This is a genomic window from Candidatus Centipeda massiliensis (genome assembly GCF_900290285.1).
Lineage (GTDB): Bacteria > Bacillota > Negativicutes > Selenomonadales > Selenomonadaceae > Centipeda > Centipeda massiliensis.
The window spans coordinates 224,017-239,388 of the sequence record NZ_LT985756.1 but is presented as its reverse complement, the minus strand read 5'-3'; the positions used below and the strand labels follow the sequence as shown (position 1 = coordinate 239,388).

General features: G+C 55.0%; 13 protein-coding genes and 2 rRNA genes. 12 read left to right on the top strand and 3 right to left on the bottom strand.

Annotated features, from left to right (window positions below; translation table 11 throughout):
• Positions 1-372: 372 nt before the first annotated feature.
• From C8273_RS09685 to C8273_RS09670, 4 genes are all read left to right on the top strand, one after another.
• Positions 373-3,301: ribosomal RNA gene (locus C8273_RS09685) — 23S ribosomal RNA — on the top strand.
• 66 nt (positions 3,302-3,367) lie between these two features.
• Positions 3,368-3,484 (top strand): 5S ribosomal RNA (rrf, locus tag C8273_RS09680).
• A gap of 59 nt (positions 3,485-3,543) precedes the next feature.
• A complete protein-coding gene (locus C8273_RS09675; protein WP_106627508.1) occupies positions 3,544-3,819 on the top strand; it encodes a hypothetical protein in 276 nt (91 codons plus the stop codon).
• 84 nt (positions 3,820-3,903) lie between these two features.
• The gene (locus C8273_RS09670) at positions 3,904-5,250 is read left to right on the top strand and encodes an MFS transporter (RefSeq protein ID WP_106627507.1); all 1,347 of its coding nucleotides are present in this window, start codon (positions 3,904-3,906) and stop codon (positions 5,248-5,250) included.
• A 72-nt stretch (positions 5,251-5,322) separates the two neighbouring features.
• On the opposite strand, the gene C8273_RS09665 is transcribed toward C8273_RS09670, so the two are convergent.
• Both C8273_RS09665 and C8273_RS09660 read right to left on the bottom strand, forming a co-directional pair.
• Positions 5,323-5,559, bottom strand: coding sequence for a hypothetical protein (locus C8273_RS09665; RefSeq protein WP_106627506.1), 237 nt, complete (start codon positions 5,557-5,559; stop codon positions 5,323-5,325).
• 118 nt (positions 5,560-5,677) lie between these two features.
• Entirely contained in the window at positions 5,678-7,036 is a 1,359-nt protein-coding gene (locus tag C8273_RS09660; protein ID WP_106627505.1) for a sensor histidine kinase, read from the bottom strand.
• A 107-nt stretch (positions 7,037-7,143) separates the two neighbouring features.
• Between C8273_RS09660 and C8273_RS09655 the strand changes: the two genes are divergently transcribed.
• The 5 genes from C8273_RS09655 to C8273_RS09635 all read left to right on the top strand — a co-directional run bounded on the left by C8273_RS09655 (position 7,144) and on the right by C8273_RS09635 (position 11,513).
• Positions 7,144-7,875 carry a LytR/AlgR family response regulator transcription factor gene (locus C8273_RS09655; protein ID WP_106627504.1) on the top strand — a complete coding sequence of 244 codons (732 nt, stop codon included), beginning with the start codon at positions 7,144-7,146 and terminating at the stop codon, positions 7,873-7,875.
• Between the two features lie 220 nt (positions 7,876-8,095).
• Positions 8,096-8,758: a DUF5105 domain-containing protein gene (locus C8273_RS09650; RefSeq protein WP_106627503.1), complete on the top strand. Its 663-nt coding sequence runs from the start codon at positions 8,096-8,098 to the stop codon at positions 8,756-8,758.
• A 61-nt stretch (positions 8,759-8,819) separates the two neighbouring features.
• Entirely contained in the window at positions 8,820-10,808 is a 1,989-nt protein-coding gene (locus C8273_RS09645) for a clostripain-related cysteine peptidase (RefSeq protein WP_106627502.1), read from the top strand.
• Between the two features lie 25 nt (positions 10,809-10,833).
• Positions 10,834-11,238 carry a DUF4870 domain-containing protein gene (locus C8273_RS09640; RefSeq protein ID WP_159060760.1) on the top strand — a complete coding sequence of 135 codons (405 nt, stop codon included), beginning with the start codon at positions 10,834-10,836 and terminating at the stop codon, positions 11,236-11,238.
• Between the two features lie 32 nt (positions 11,239-11,270).
• Positions 11,271-11,513, top strand: a complete 243-nt coding sequence (locus C8273_RS09635; protein WP_106627500.1) for a phospho-N-acetylmuramoyl-pentapeptide-transferase — start codon at positions 11,271-11,273, stop codon at positions 11,511-11,513.
• Positions 11,514-11,537: 24 nt separating this feature from the next.
• Here the strand turns inward: C8273_RS09635 and C8273_RS13235 are convergent, their stop codons facing one another.
• Positions 11,538-11,663, bottom strand: a complete 126-nt coding sequence (locus C8273_RS13235) for a secretion protein HlyD (RefSeq protein ID WP_234344030.1) — start codon at positions 11,661-11,663, stop codon at positions 11,538-11,540.
• Positions 11,664-11,890: 227 nt separating this feature from the next.
• Between C8273_RS13235 and C8273_RS09625 the strand changes: the two genes are divergently transcribed.
• From C8273_RS09625 to scfA, 3 genes are read left to right on the top strand one after another with little or no spacing between them, the layout of a single operon-like run.
• Complete coding sequence (locus C8273_RS09625; RefSeq protein WP_234344028.1) at positions 11,891-13,810, top strand: SpoIVB peptidase S55 domain-containing protein; 1,920 nt, start codon at positions 11,891-11,893, stop codon at positions 13,808-13,810.
• An 11-nt stretch (positions 13,811-13,821) separates the two neighbouring features.
• Positions 13,822-15,117, top strand: coding sequence for a UDP-N-acetylglucosamine 1-carboxyvinyltransferase (murA, locus tag C8273_RS09620; protein WP_106627498.1), 1,296 nt, complete (start codon positions 13,822-13,824; stop codon positions 15,115-15,117).
• Between the two features lie 55 nt (positions 15,118-15,172).
• A complete protein-coding gene (scfA, locus tag C8273_RS09615) occupies positions 15,173-15,310 on the top strand; it encodes a six-cysteine ranthipeptide SCIFF (RefSeq protein ID WP_006691237.1) in 138 nt (45 codons plus the stop codon).
• Positions 15,311-15,372: the final 62 nt, after the last annotated feature.

Sequence of the window (15,372 nt, the reverse complement as noted above, 5' to 3'; positions counted from 1 at the left end):
TTGTCTAGTTTTGAGGGCGCATCGAACGCAAGAGATTGCGTAGTTGTGACCTCTTTGTTCACTGAAAACTGCACAGAAGAAACAAGAAAATCTAAAACAAGGGAGACTTTGTGTACTCATGTCATAAAGTTTTCCTCACTGAGGTCTTCTACCGCAAGGTAGAAAGTAACAGAATAGATTTTCCCAAGCAAATTAGGATAAAGCGAAAATACCTTTTATCGCGAGATAAACCGTTCCAATTCGATGTAGGAACGGTGCTCTAGGTGTCATTAAATGCAAGGAGGCGCAAGGAGGCGTAGTAAGCTACGTCGACTGAGCCGACACCGCAGATGATGGCAGATAGAGTGCCGCCCCTGTACGAAGGGACGAGTAAGTCAAGTGAAGAAGGGCATACGGCGGATGCCTAGGCGTTTCGAAACGAAGAAGGACGCGATAAGCTGCGATAAGCCATGACGAGCTGCAAGTAAGCCTTGACTCATGGATTTCCGAATGGGGCAACCCGGCAAGAGTAACGTCTTGTCACTCTACCTTCGAGGTAGAGAGAAAACACCCGATGAACTGAAACATCTAAGTAGTCGGAGGAAAAGAAATCAACGAGATTCCCTGAGTAGCGGCGAGCGAAACGGGAGGAGCCCAAACCAAGAGACTTCGGTTTCTTGGGGTTGCGGACCTGCAACAAACTGGACACTTTAGTGGAAGCATCTGGGAAGGTGCGGCAAAGAGAGTGAGACCCTCGTACACGAAAGAGTGAAAAGCGGGCAGGGATCCAGAGTACCACAGGGCACGAGGAACCCAGTGGGAAGCAGGGTGGACCACCATCCAAGGCTAAATACATCGAAACGACCGATAGCGAAGAGTACCGTGAGGGAAAGGTGAAAAGAACCCCGGGAGGGGAGTGCAATAGAACCTGAAACCGTATGTCTACAAACAGTCGGAGCACTATTTATGTGCGACGGCGTGCCTATTGAAGAATGAACCGGCGAGTTAATTTATGCTGCGAGGTTAAGCGGGAGACGCGGAGCCGAAGCGAAAGCGAGTCTTAAGAGGGCGAAAGTAGCATGGATTAGACCCGAAACCACAGTGATCTATACATGTCCAGGTTGAAGCTCAGGTAAAAATGAGTGGAGGACCGAACCCGTGCGTGTTGAAAAACGTTGGGATGAGATGTGTATAGGGGTGAAATGCCAATCGAACGTGGAGATAGCTGGTTCTCCCCGAAATAGCTTTAGGGCTAGCCTCAGGCGAATAACCATAGAGACGGTAGAGCACTGATCGGGCAAGGGGGCGTAAAGCCTACCGACCCCAGTCAAACTACGAATGGCTCATATGGGCAGCCTGGGAGTCAGAATGCGAGTGATAAGACCCGTATTCAAGAGGGAAACAGCCCAGACCGCCGGCTAAGGTCCCAAATGCTGTGCTAAGTGGAGAAGGATGTAGGACTTCGAAAACAACCAGGATGTTGGCTCAGAAGCAGCCACCATTAAAAGAGTGCGTAATAGCTCACTGGTCGAGAGGCCCTGCGCCGAAAATATCCGGGGCTAAAGCACAGAACCGAAGCCGCGGCATCGTACTAGGTACGATGGGTAGGGGAGCGTTCCTGTTTGGACGAAGGTAGACCGGAAGGACTGCTGGACGAACAGGAAGTGAGAATGCCGGTATGAGTAGCGAAACGACAGGTGAGAATCCTGTCCACCGAAAGCCTAAGGTATCCCGGGCAACGCTCGTCGTCCCGGGGTTAGTCGGGACCTAAGCCGAGGCGAAAAGCATAGGCGATGGACAACTGGCGAAAATTCCAGTACCGGGCGTCTTCGTTTGAGGATGGAGTGACGCAGGAAGGAAGCTGAGCGCGCGATTGGAAGAGCGCGTCGAAGGCGGTAGGCTTGTATGGAGGCAAATCCCCATACTACAAGGCCGAGAACCGATAGATAGAGTAAGCTACGGCGAACTTGAATTCAGCTGCACTACACTGCCAAGAAAAGCTTCTAACGAGAAGACGTCTGCCCGTACCAAAACCGACACAGGTAGGCGGGGAGAGAATCCTAAGGTGCGCGGGAAAACCCTCGTTAAGGAACTCGGCAAAATGCATCCGTAACTTCGGGAAAAGGATGGCCGTTGATGGTGAAGGTGTTTACCACCGGAGCTGTTGACGGCGGCAGAAAAGAGGCCCAAGCGACTGTTTACCACAAACACAGGTGCCTGCGAAAGCGCAAGCTGAAGTATAGGTGCTGACGCCTGCCCGGTGCAGGAAGGTTAAGGAGAGTTGTTAGTCCTTGAGATGAAGCAGCGAACTGAAGCCCCTGTAAACGGCGGCCGTAACTATAACGGTCCTAAGGTAGCGAAATTCCTTGTCGGGTAAGTTCCGACCCGCACGAAAGGCGTAACGATTTGGGCACTGTCTCAACGAGGGACCCGGTGAAATTGAAATACCTGTGAAGATGCAGGTTACCCGCGACTGGACAGAAAGACCCCATGGAGCTTTACTGCAGCTTGGCATTGGTCTTTGGCATATAACGTACAGGATAGCCGGGAGACTGGGAAGTCATATCGCTAGATGTGATGGAGTCACCGTTGGGATACCGGCCTTTATATGCTAAGGATCTAACCGGAACATTAACAGTGTTCGGGACAGTACCAGGCGGGCAGTTTGACTGGGGCGGTCGCCTCCGAAAGAGCAACGGAGGCGTCCAAAGGTTCCCTCAGCGCGGACAGAAATCGCGCGAAGAGCATAAAGGCAGAAGGGAGCTTGACTGCGAGACTGACGGGTCGAGCAGGTACGAAAGTAGGGCTTAGTGATCCGGTGGAAAGAGAGTGGAATTGCCATCGCTCAACGGATAAAAGCTACCCTGGGGATAACAGGCTAATCTCTCCCAAGAGTCCATATCGACGGGGAGGTTTGGCACCTCGATGTCGGCTCATCACATCCTGGGGCTGAAGCAGGTCCCAAGGGTTGGGCTGTTCGCCCATTAAAGTGGTACGTGAGCTGGGTTCAGAACGTCGTGAGACAGTTCGGTCCATATCCATCGCGGGCGTAAGATACATGAGGGAGGCTGCTCCTAGTACGAGAGGACCGGAGTGGACGGACCAACGGTGTACCAGTTGTCCTGCCAAGGGCATGGCTGGGTAGCTGCGTCCGGAAGGGATAAACGCTGAAAGCATCTAAGCGTGAAGCCTGTCCCGAGATGAAGTATCTCTTCCTATAAGGAAGTAAGACCCCTTGAAGAAGACGAGGTAGATAGGCTGGGTGTGGAAGCACAGCAATGTGTGGAGCTGACCAGCACTAATCGGTCGAGGGCTTGACTTATTCTAAGGTAGTCAATTTGCTTACAGTTTCTTCTGTGAAGTTTTGAGTGTACAACACTCAAGAAGATGCGGTGATGATGCCTGAACGGTTCCACCTGTTCCCATTCCGAACACAGTAGTTAAGCGTTCAAAGGCCGAGGGTACTTCGTTGGAGACGACGTGGGAGAGTAGGTAGTTGCCGCAAAGAAAAGGATTCGTGAAACAATATCACGAATCCTTTTCTATTTTCATTAGGAGGAACTCATGTATAAGAAAAAAATGATTGTAATACTGGGCGGGCTTATATCCTTTGCCATTGGCTTTTCCATGCTGATGATTTCTCCCGATCCGATGGAGGAGAATCTGGAACTTGCGCGTCAGGCAGACAGCCCGCAGGCGGCAGCTGCTGCGATTTCGGAAAACAACAAGAAAGATATGCTTTCAAGTACGATCGCCTATCTTTTGGTCGGTTTAGGCTTTGCCGTTACGGCGAGCGGAGTGTTTATGTCAAAGCCCTCAACGGAAGAAAAGAGTTCGTAACCATATTTTCTTGCAATTCTGTTTTTTAAGGTCTATAATGTGTCTCAATTATTGATTTCCGCTCATTGTAGATAGGAGGCAATTATGATTTTGGATCGCTTGGAGAATTTGCCGCTTGGCAGATTTCAGTACAAGCTGCTCGCTGTGACAGGCCTTGGGTGGCTGTTCGATGCGATGGATACGGGACTGATTGCGTTTGTCCTGCCTGTGCTTGCGCGAGAGTGGAGTCTCACACCTGCGCAGGTGGGATGGATTGGATCCATTGGTCTGATCGGCATGGCGCTTGGTGCGGTGCTTGCGGGTACGATTGCAGATCGCATCGGGCGCAAGCAGGTGTTTACGATCACGGTTCTTCTTTACAGTATATCAACAGGGCTGTGCGCGGTGGCATGGAGCTATGAGTCGCTGCTTGTGTTCCGCTTCCTTGTGGGCTTTGGTCTGGGCGGAGAACTGCCCGTTGCGGCAACGCTGATGAGTGAGTATGCACCTGCGAAGCTGCGTGGTCGGTTCATTGTCCTGCTCGAAAGTTTTTGGGGGCTCGGGTGGCTCGCAGCGGCGTGCATTGCCTATCTCCTGATTCCTGCGCTTGGTTGGCAGGCGGCATTCCTCATCGGTACACTGCCCGCCCTCTATGTTTTCCTCCTGCGCCTGCACATGCCGGAGTCGATCCGCTATCTGCTCTCGAAGGGGCGTGTGGATGAGGCAAAGGCGATTATCCGCGACATTGAGCGACAGCTGAAGCTGCCGGAGCGTCCGTTCCTCGATCAGCTCGCACCGGGCAGGGTCGAGGTGGAGCGTGTGGAAACACCGGGCTTTGCGTCGCTCTGGGCGAAGGGGATGCGCCGCCGTACAACGATGCTCTGGCTCGCGTGGTTTGGCATTGTGTTCAGCTACTACGGGATTTTTATGTGGCTGCCGTCGATTGTGTATGCGCAGGGCTTTGAGATTGTCAAGACGTTCGAGTATGTGCTTATCATGACGCTCGCACAGCTGCCGGGGTATTATGCAGCGGCGTATCTGGTGGACGTGATCGGGCGCCGCTATACGCTTGGCTTGTTTCTCCTCCTGAGCGGTGTGTGCAGCTATTTCTTCGGCAATGCGGGCGAGGTTTCGGCACTTCTTGTCTGGGGGGCGGCGATGAGCTTCTTCAACCTCGGTGCGTGGGGCGTGATCTACACCTATACGCCGGAGCAGTATCCGACGTCGATGCGGGCGCTTGGCAGCGGCTGGGCAGCGGGCTTTGGGCGAATCGGCGGCATGATCGCACCGATGCTTGTCGGTGTGATGCTCGCGCATGCGTTCCCGATGAGTGGTATCTTTATGATGTTTGCGGCGGTCTTTGCAGTGATTTCGGGGACGGTGATTCTCCTCGGCCGCGAGAGCAAGCAGCAGACGCTTGAGGAGCTGGAGCACTCACTCGGAGAGACGTGACAATAAGAAAAAAAGGGGGCTGCTGCACGAAGTTTTCGCTTCGTGCAGCAGCCCCCTTTTGTGTTTCTACGATTAGTACGAGCCGGTTTCCTCGTAGGTGCTGCCGTCTGCACCCTCTGCAACAACGGCATAGTTGCCGTCTTCGTCCGCCACCGCGACGGCGACGTTGCCCTGTTCGTCCGTGACTGCGTAGACGTAGTTCCCATTCTCGTCATAGCCCTCGTATTCATCTGCCGAGGCAACGCTCATCGTACCCAGCATGAATGCGCATGCGCCCATGACCGCGAATGCCTTATACCATTTTTTCATGATGATCTCTCCTTTGTCAATGACCGTGATTGCCTTTCGAGGTCATTATTGCAAAGAAACAGAAATATTGCAATAGAATTTGGAAAAGTGATGAAATCATACATGAAAGTGATATGTTTTAGGATTGATTCTTGAAATTTTGACCGAGTGGAACCTGTATGAAAAAGCGGAAGTATCCGTCCGTCTGCTCGGTGAAAAATTCAGCATCGTATTTCTCCGCAAAGAGCTCAACGGAGCGTGTTCCGTATCCATGTCCGGCATCAATCCTGCGTGTCGGGAGCCCGTTCGGGGAGAGTTTGAGGGGGATGGAGCAGCGGTTCTCGACGGAGAGGAAGATGCTGTCCCCCGCGGTACGCGCACGGACACGGATGCCACGCGCACCCTCTGCCTCGCGTTCCTCCGCATGTATGGCATTCTCAAGCAGGTTGGAGAGGAGGAGGGCGAAGTCGACCTCTGCAGCGAATGCGGAGGGGGTGTCAATCTTTACATCGATGGCAATGTTTTTTTCACGCGCTTGCTGCACGTAGACAGCGAGGGCGGAATCGACCATTGCGTTCTCCGCAAAGTGTTCGACGCTTGTTGCGTCAATCTGATAGTTGAGACTTTGGATGAGCTGGATTGCCGCCTCGTCCTCACCGCGTGCGATGAGGTCGGCGAGCATTTTCGCGTTGTGCCGGAGGTCGTGGCGGACGATGGCGAGGCGCGCCTGTTTGTCCTGCAGAGAACGCGTATAGGCTCTGAAGGAGTTCATGCGGCGCAGGAGCGTAAGGCTGCGTTCGGTCATCGCTGCCTGCTGAAGGATGTGTTCGAGTCCGCGCCATGCGACCAGCGCAATGAAGATGGCGGCACCAGCGAGGATCAGGCGCGAGATGAAGAAGTCGAGCGCGACCATCTTATCTCCAACCGAATGAAAGATCTCATGAAAAAATACGAGGAAGGGCAGCGGGGCAATATAAAGCCAGAACCGCTCCATACTGATGGAGGAAAAGCGCAGGAAGATCTGGCGGAAGAAGGGCAGAACGAGAGGAAAGCTCAAAAGATAGAGGGCGAGATAGATCAGAAAGAACAGATAAACATAATCAAAAAAATAGTCGACATCGACAAAGAGGAGTGTCAGGATGGCGGCACATGAGGCGATTGTGGTGGCAAGGATCTGCTGAATACCGAGGATAAACGCGTGCTGCGCCCAATAGGGGCGGATGAGGATGAGGTTGAGAGCGAAGTATGGTGCATAACCGGCGAAGAAATAGATGTGCTTGTAGGTTTCCAAGGTGTATGGAAGAATGTCTGAGTAGATGAGCAATAGAATCAGGGTGTTCTCACAGAAAAAGATTGCCGCATACCCCTGCAGCAGATTTTTTCGTACTTCGTCGCTCAGGACAGGGCGGAATGGGAGGTAGCGCAGATAGACGGACGGCAGCATCGTCATTGTAAACAAAAATGTTGTGATGACGATCATCAAGCTATGCTCGATCATGGCGAATCCTCCCCCTGTTTGCATTCACATTATTTTGTGGTATTATACGATGTGATATAAGATTCGTCAAATCTATGTGAGATGTATGATGGAGGGAGGGATACACGGTGCGGATCGCCATTGTGGACGATGAGCCGGAGGTATGCGCGGCTGTACGCGACTATCTCATACACATCCTTGAGAAATACTGGGAAAAGAAGGGATCTCTGGTGGAGATCGATCTGTTTGGCACAGCGGAAGCCGTATTGGATGCGTTCGAACACAGCCCATACGATCTCCTCCTCCTCGATATCCGTATGCCGGGCATCGGTGGGATGGAAGCGGCACGGCGCATCCGCGCAAAGAATCAAGATGTCGGCATCATCTTTCTCACGAGCAGTGAGGAGTATCTGATGGAGGGCTACCGTGTCTTTGCCGACGGCTATTTCCTGAAGCCGGTGAGCATGGATGAGGAGGCATTTCGTACAGCACTCGCGCGCGTGTTTGAACGCCGGCTGAAGGCGGCGCGTGTAATCCAAGTTCACTACAATGGACAGCCGTTTGAGATCCTCCTGCATAAGATTTACTATGTCGACCTCGAGGGCGGACGGCTGCACATTGCGCTTGCAAAGCAGGGACTCTGTCTTACACGTCCCTATACGTATGAGTGGGCGGTAGAACAGCTCGGACGTGACCCACGATTTCTTGAGTGCTATCACCGCATTCTGGTAAATATGGACAAAATCGACCGTATGGACAAGGAGGCATTTGTGCTCACGAATGGTGCGGAATTGCCGATCAGTCAGCGGCGGCGCAGCAGTGTGCGGGCTTCGTATATGCAGTATCTGCTGAACAAATAAAGACAGAAGTCCTATGCGACTTCTGCTTCCTAATAAATAACGACACTTTACGGTAAAAAACATCACTTTCATGTAAGAATACGTCACTTTCTGCAATTATGTTGCAGAAAGTTCTTTTTTTTGTAATAATCAGAACTAGATGAGGGCGGAGATGCATCCGGTCAGAAATGACCGCCGCCTTTTCCGAATGATTCCTCTGTTGTAAAGGAGAAGTAGGGTTATGAAAATGGTTTCGCTTACAAAAAGGCTGCTCCTTCCGCTGATTGCGGTTTTGACACTCATGCTCGCTGCGGGCTGCGGCGACGATAAGCCGAAGGAATCGGCGGACAAGGCGGTGCTTGCCTATGCCGAGCTGTATGCGTATGCGGATACGGACAAGCTCTCTGCGACGGGTATGACCGAGGCACAGAAGAAGCAGATCACGGATGCGCTCATGACGGAGTCGGATCAGATGTTCCAGAGCTTCATGCTTTCGGAGTCCAATGCGATGGAGATTACGGACTACTACCTCGCAGACCGCAAGGCGAACATGGAACTCAAGGCAAAGGTCAAGAAGGACGATGCCAAGAACCCTGTGGTCGAGCTGACGGCGACGCCGATTGATACGCGGGGTGCAAAGAAGCAGATGGATGCGAATCAGGATCTTGTCGCGATGGGCGTCTACATCGGTCTGGCGCAGCAGCAGGGCGTGGATGTGCGCACGGATCCGACCTATCAGCAGGGCGCGGTGGCGTCACTGAAGGGCGTCATCGACGATATGCCGTATGACAGCGAGAAAACGCTGGATGTGACCTGCGAACTCGTTAAGAGTGATGACGGCAAGACGCTTCACTGGGCGCCGAAGGATCCGCAGGCGATCCGCAAGTTCCTCGATGGGGAGTGATATGTCCTGTTTCGTGTGAATGTCCTGCCGCGTGCAGGGCGTTTCGGGGGAGGTATCGTTGATGAAGCCGAACTGCCGTGCACTGCACGCTGTCCTCCTGCTGCTCATGTTGACGCTCGTTTTTGTCGGCTGCGGCGAGGAAGATGTGACGAAGGCACACGCACAGTTTCCAGATGCCTACAGCAAGGATGATACATGGCTCGTCTCGTGGTATATCTGCGGCTCGGATCTCGAGTCGGAGCATGGCGCGGCGAGTGCGGATCTTGAGGAGCTGATGGAAACGGAGCTGCCGCCGAATGTGCGCGTGCTGATCCTTGCGGGCGGCACACAGGCATGGCAGAATGATGTGTTTGAGCATCCACTGAATCTCTATCTCTACGATGCGGACGGTCTGCATGAACTGAAGAACTTGCCGGATGCCGACATGGGACGTGCCGAAACGCTCACAGACTTCCTGCACTATGGCGAGGAGAATTATCCTGCCGACCACCGTGTCTTTGTTTTCTGGGATCATGGCGGTGGGAGTGCTGCGGGGGTCTGCTATGATGAGCGCACGGAGAATATGCTGTGCCTCAATGATATACGGCAGGCATTCTCCAATGTCTATGGGGAGCACCCCGCAGAGCCGCCGTATGAAGTCGTCGGTTTTGATGCCTGTCTGATGGCAAGCTATGAGACGGCGGCGACGCTTGCGGGCTACACGCGCTATATGGTCGCCTCGGAGGAGATGGAGCCGGGAAACGGGTGGAACTATGATGCGTGGGTCGGCGCACTTGCCGACAATCCGGCGATGGGTGGCGCACGGCTGGGCGAGGTGATCTGCGACTCCTACCTTGCGGGCTGCAGGGAGGAGGATACGGAGGAGGAGGCAACGCTCTCTGTGATCGATCTCGCCCGTCTGCCGGCACTGACCTCTGCCTACGAGACATACAGCCGCGACGTGCTTGCCCGTGCGTCGCATCTGTCTCCGGCGTTCTTTGCGGCACTTGACCGTGCGGCGCAGCGTGCCGAGAACTACGGCGGCAATACGCGCGAGATGGGCTATGCAAACATGGTTGATCTGGCAGGGCTGGCACAGGAGACGGCGCGGGAGTTCCCCAGCGCCGCTGCCCTTGTACGAGCGGTGGACGATGCCTGTATTTACAAGGTGCATGGCGACTACCGCCGGCGGGGCGGCGGGATCTCCTCCTACTATTCCTACGATGGCGATGAAGACGGCTTTTCGGCGTATGTCGATCAGGATGCAGCGCTGATGGAGCAGAAATGTCTGCTCTACACCATGCTTTATGGGGAGCTGCCCGATGAGGCAGAGGAGATGCTCGCAGGGCGCAGCAATATGGAGCATGTCGAAGCATTGCCAACGGCACGCCGGCAGATCTTCCAAGTCGACGCACTTGAGGATCGCGCCGTCGATGTTGATGCACACGGCAACGCGTTTGTCAGGCTCAGTGCTGCGGAGATGGACGGTCTTACATCGGTGCGCTGCAACCTGCTCTATATCGGCGAGGAAGAGGGGGTAGTTCTCTACCTCGGCAGTGATACGAATGTCGATGCGGACTGGGACAGCGGCGTTTTCAAGGATAATTTTGACGGCACATGGCCGATGCTGGACGGGCATCCCGTCTACATCGAGATCGTGGAGGAGGGGGACGACTACAATCTCTACTCCATCCCGATCAAGCTGAACGGCAGGGAGTGCAATCTGCAGGTCGCATACAGCTATGCGGATGAGAGATATCGCATTCTCGGCGCGCGTCGAGGTCTTGAGGCGAACGGCATGAGTGACCGCAATCTGATCCGACTGAGACCTGGGGATATGGTGACGACGATTCACTATGCAATGAGTACCTCGGGGAATGATGAGGATTTTACACCCGTGGAGGTCGATACGTTCCGTCTCGGCGCTCATCCAGAGGTGCGGGATGAGGAGGTCGGCGACGGAAAATATGGCTATCTTTTCGAGTTTATCGCACCGGCGGGCGAGAGTGCGCTCTCTGATGTTGCCGTCTTTGAAATCGAGAACGGCGATATTACGACGTCGGTCGAGTGAGAAGTGCGGTGAAAGGAGGAAATCTATGGAAGGAATTCAAGCAGGGGACGGTGCGTGCGGAGATCTCACGGGAAGATCTGCGGATGCCGTTCCGTCACAGTCGACGCGCTTTATTGCCGCCGTCGTGCAGGGCGCATTTTTCATCGGCGGGATTGGGTTTGTCCTTCTCCCGTTTGTTGTCTGGATCGTCACGCGGGGCAGAAATGTATTTGTCGCATATCACGCAAAGCAGGCGTTTCTCTCGCAGTTCTTTGTGCTCGTTCTTTTTATCCTTGCCTGCGCGCTCGGTGCGGCGCTTGATGACAGCAATATTGCTGTCGGCCTGTGCTTTGCCGTCGGGATTCCTTGGTGTCTCGCCTCCGTCTATGCCGTGGTCAAGGCGCTGTCGGGCGAGCGTTGGCATTATCCCGGACTCGGTTGGGCTGCATAAATGAAATTTATTTGTCATTGGGAGGTCTTATTATGAGTAAGAAAAGTCCTGTTGTTGGGGCAATCCTTGGTTTTTTCATTCTCGGTTTATTTTATAGCACGGGGTTCAACAAGAAGGGCGTGATCGCTGTCATCGCACTCGTGTTCATCAGCTGGGGCGTGGGTCTGGCGAGTCCGGAGCTGGCCACCATTGTCAGTATTGTCGGTGCGTTCCTCGGTCACAAGTGGACAAAGGAGCACAATGCCATGGTGGAAGGCGAAGCACCTGCAGTATAAGAAACTTCTCGTCGTGCGTGCTTTCTAGGGAAGCACTGATAAATTCAGCCGCGCCATCTTAGCGCATCTTTTTTGCCCGCACTTCGTCGGCAAATTCTCCACATAGCTTTTGCTATGCGTCCGGTTTGCCTCCTTGTTCGGACAAAAAATCTACGCCAATCTGACGGACTTCATTTTATCAGCGATTCCCTAGGGATGCGGCGAAAAAACTAGCGTAATCTTCCCGTGTGTGCTACAATAGAGCGGATAGACTCTATTGTAGCACATTTTTTTTCAGCATTTTTTGAGGTGACATTTTGCGATATTCTTTGAAACGCCTTGCAGCGGCGTCTCTTTTTGCGTTGACGATAAATTTTTACACACCGGACATTCATGCGATGCCCCCGATTCTCCCGTACAGCGAGATCACACCAGGGCTGCAGGGGACGGCCTATACAGTGCTTGACACGTCGGGCGAGATCCGCAGTTTTCCCGTGGAGATCATCGGGTGCATGGAGGGGGGCAAGGGCGATCAGCGCATGATTATGGCGCGCACGAGCGGAGACTTCATCGAGCAGGTCGGCGGTGTGCTCCAGGGGATGAGCGGCAGCCCCATCTATGTGGACGGACGCCTGGTCGGAGCACTTTCTGCGGGGTTGAAGGATCTCAGTCCCTATACGTTCTTCATCACGCCGATCGAGGATATGACACCACTCTGGTCCATGCCCGACACGAAGAATCAGACAAGCATTGCGACGATTGATCTGGTGAAGGAGTTGGAAGAGCGCAAGAAGGCGGAGGAGAAACGCCGCCTGCGGGCACGCGAGAAGGCATTTGCGAAGATGTCGAGTGAGGAACGCGAGGCAGAGTGGCGCGACATGATCGCGGCGCTGAACGGTGCAAAGGCAGAGGATACCGCGTCGGCGTCCGACGAGCCTGCGGCAGAGGAGGCTTCTGGCGCAGAGAATGCCGATACAGCAGACAAGTCTGACCGTGCAGCAGAGGAGAAGGCGTATTTTTTCACGCGCGGGTTCAATGCGGCGGGGCTGCGCTATCTGCAGGACAAGCTTCCGATGAACGGCATCTCGCTGCTGCCGCTTGGCGGCTCCGGTACAAGCGCGAAGCTTCACACGCGCTATGATGCGACGCTCACAGGCGGGCAGCCGGTCGGCGTGGCGCTTGTCTACGGCGATTTCAGCATCGGCGCGACGGGAACGGTGACGGCGGCTGACGGCAAGAATGTCTTGGCGTTCGGACATTCCTTCATGCACAAGGGAAATGTCAACTACTTCATGACGGATGCGGATGTCATCGGGACGATCGCAGGGCAGAGCAACGGGGTGAAGATTGCGAACATCGGCAGTGTGATCGGACGCGTCAATCAGGATCGTGAGACGGGAATTGCCGGTATTCTCGGGACGCTTCCGACATCGGTGCCCGTGCAGATCCGTGTAAGGGACAGTGCGCTCGGTCGGGAAGAGACGTTTGGTGCACAGATTGCGTACGATGAGGACTTCCTGCCGCTCCTCTCGGGCAGTGTTGCCTATGCGGCGATGAGCCGCGTTTCGGATGCACTTGGCAGCAGCACGGCGCGTGTGCGCTTTGCGATTCGGACGAACGCATACGAGGGCGGTACGTTCGAGCGCCGCAATATGTACTACAGCGCGGCGGATGTCGGACAGGTCGCCGTAACGGAACTGCTGCAGGCGATGAATCTGATCGTGACCAATGCGGAGAAGGAATCCGATCTCATTGATGTCAAGGTCGATGTGGAACTGACGGGGGATCGACAGACGGCAGTGCTGGTCTCCGCGACACCGAATAAGATGACGGTAAAGCCGGGGGATACGGTGACGTTCCAGACGAAGATCCGCCCCTATCGGAGGGCGGAGGAGACGCTCTCCATTCCCTACAAGGTGCCCAAGACGCAGCCAGCAGGAACGCTGAACCTCGATATCCGCGGCGGCGGTTTCGTACCCGTCAATCCTCTGATGCTGCTGGCACAGGCAGGGCTTGAGGTTCCCGATGACGAAGAAAAATTCAAATCAACGGGGGATCGTCTGCGCGAGCTGGCGGAACAGGGACAGAACAACGAGATCATCATTGCGCCGGGGGCTGCGCCGGCACCGACCTCCGAAAAGGAGATGAAAAGGCGCATGAAGGCGGCGGAAAAAGCGTCGGCACGCGCAGCGAAGGCGGAGCCAGAAAAACGTGTAACACTCCTTGCCGATCCGAATAAGAGGGAAGAGAAGGAGAAATTCTTCGCACCCTATGTGATCGAGAACGTAATACACACGACACTCAAGGTAGAGGGATAGGGGAACGGCGAATGGAACAACTGGTGATTCACGGGGGGAATCCCCTGCGCGGGCGCGTGAAGATCGGTGGGGCAAAGAATGCGGTGCTGCCGATCATCGCAGCGGCTCTTCTCGGCAGCCGCGGTGTGAGCGTGCTCGATGATGTGCCGGCACTTGAGGATGTCTATACGATCTCCTCGGTGCTGCGCTCGCTTGGTGTGAAGGCGGACTACTCTGCCGCAGAGCATCGGCTGCGCATTGATGCGTCGGAGATCAAGACGGTGTCGGCACCCTATGAACTGGTACGCAAGATGCGTGCGTCTTTTCTCATCATGGGACCGCTGCTCGCGCGTGAGGGGCGCGCGGAGATCTCGCTGCCGGGGGGCTGCGCGATCGGGACACGCCCCATCGATCTGCATCTCAAGGGCTTTGAGGCACTCGGCGCAAAGATCGATATCACGCAGGGAGCGATTCATGCCTCTGCGCCTGAGGGGCTAAGGGGGGCGCGGATCTATTTCGACTTCCCGAGCGTTGGTGCCACGGAGAATGTGATGATGGCGGCGTCCTGCGCAGAGGGACAGACGATCCTTGAGAACCCGGCACTTGAGCCGGAGATTGTCGATCTTGCAAACTATCTGAACGTCATGGGGGCGCACATTCGCGGTGCGGGCACGAACCGCATCAAGATCGACGGTGTTCCGGAACTCATGGCGGCGGACTATACGATTATCCCCGACCGCATTGAGGCAGGGACGTACATGGTCGCGGCGGCGATGACGCGCGGCGATGTCTTTATCGAGAACGCCATCTGTGAACACTTGAAGCCCGTTGTGGCAAAGCTCAAGGAGGCGGGGGCGCAGATCGAGGAGGATATCGCGGGCATTCGTGTGCGTGCGGACGAGCCGATGCGGGCGATTGACCTCAAAACGCTGCCTTATCCCGGCTTTCCAACGGATATGCAGGCGCAGTTCATGGCGATGCTTGCCGTTGCAGAGGGGACGAGCATCGTGACGGAGACGGTGTTTGAGAACCGCTTTATGCACGTCGAGGAACTCGTGCGCATGGGCGCACAGATTCGCGTGGACGGGCGCATGGCGACGGTTGAAGGCGGGCGGTCGCTCAAGGGTGCCGCTGTGCGCGCAACCGATCTGCGTGCGGGTGCGGCAATGGTGCTTGCAGGGCTCGTGGCGGACGGCGAGACACGCGTCGGCTACATCCACCACATCGACCGCGGCTACGATGATCTCGTGGCGAAACTGGTCGCTCTCGGCGCGGACATCAGTCGTGTGGACGGGGAGTGGGACGAGGGTGAAAAATCACTTGCATAAATGGAATTTATGCGATAGAATGAAAGCACATCGACCGATTGAGGAGGAATGAGTCATGAAGCACATCAAGACGGTCAACAAGCCGACGATGCAGTCCACGCTCTATACGGGCGGCTGCGGTGAATGTCAGGCATCCTGCCAGTCTGCCTGCAAGACTTCCTGCACTGTGGGCAACCAGCCCTGCGCGAAGTAAGACGGGGGAATCGGCACAGCCCTTCTCGCATGCGAGAGGGGCTTTTTCTGTGTATTTTTCGG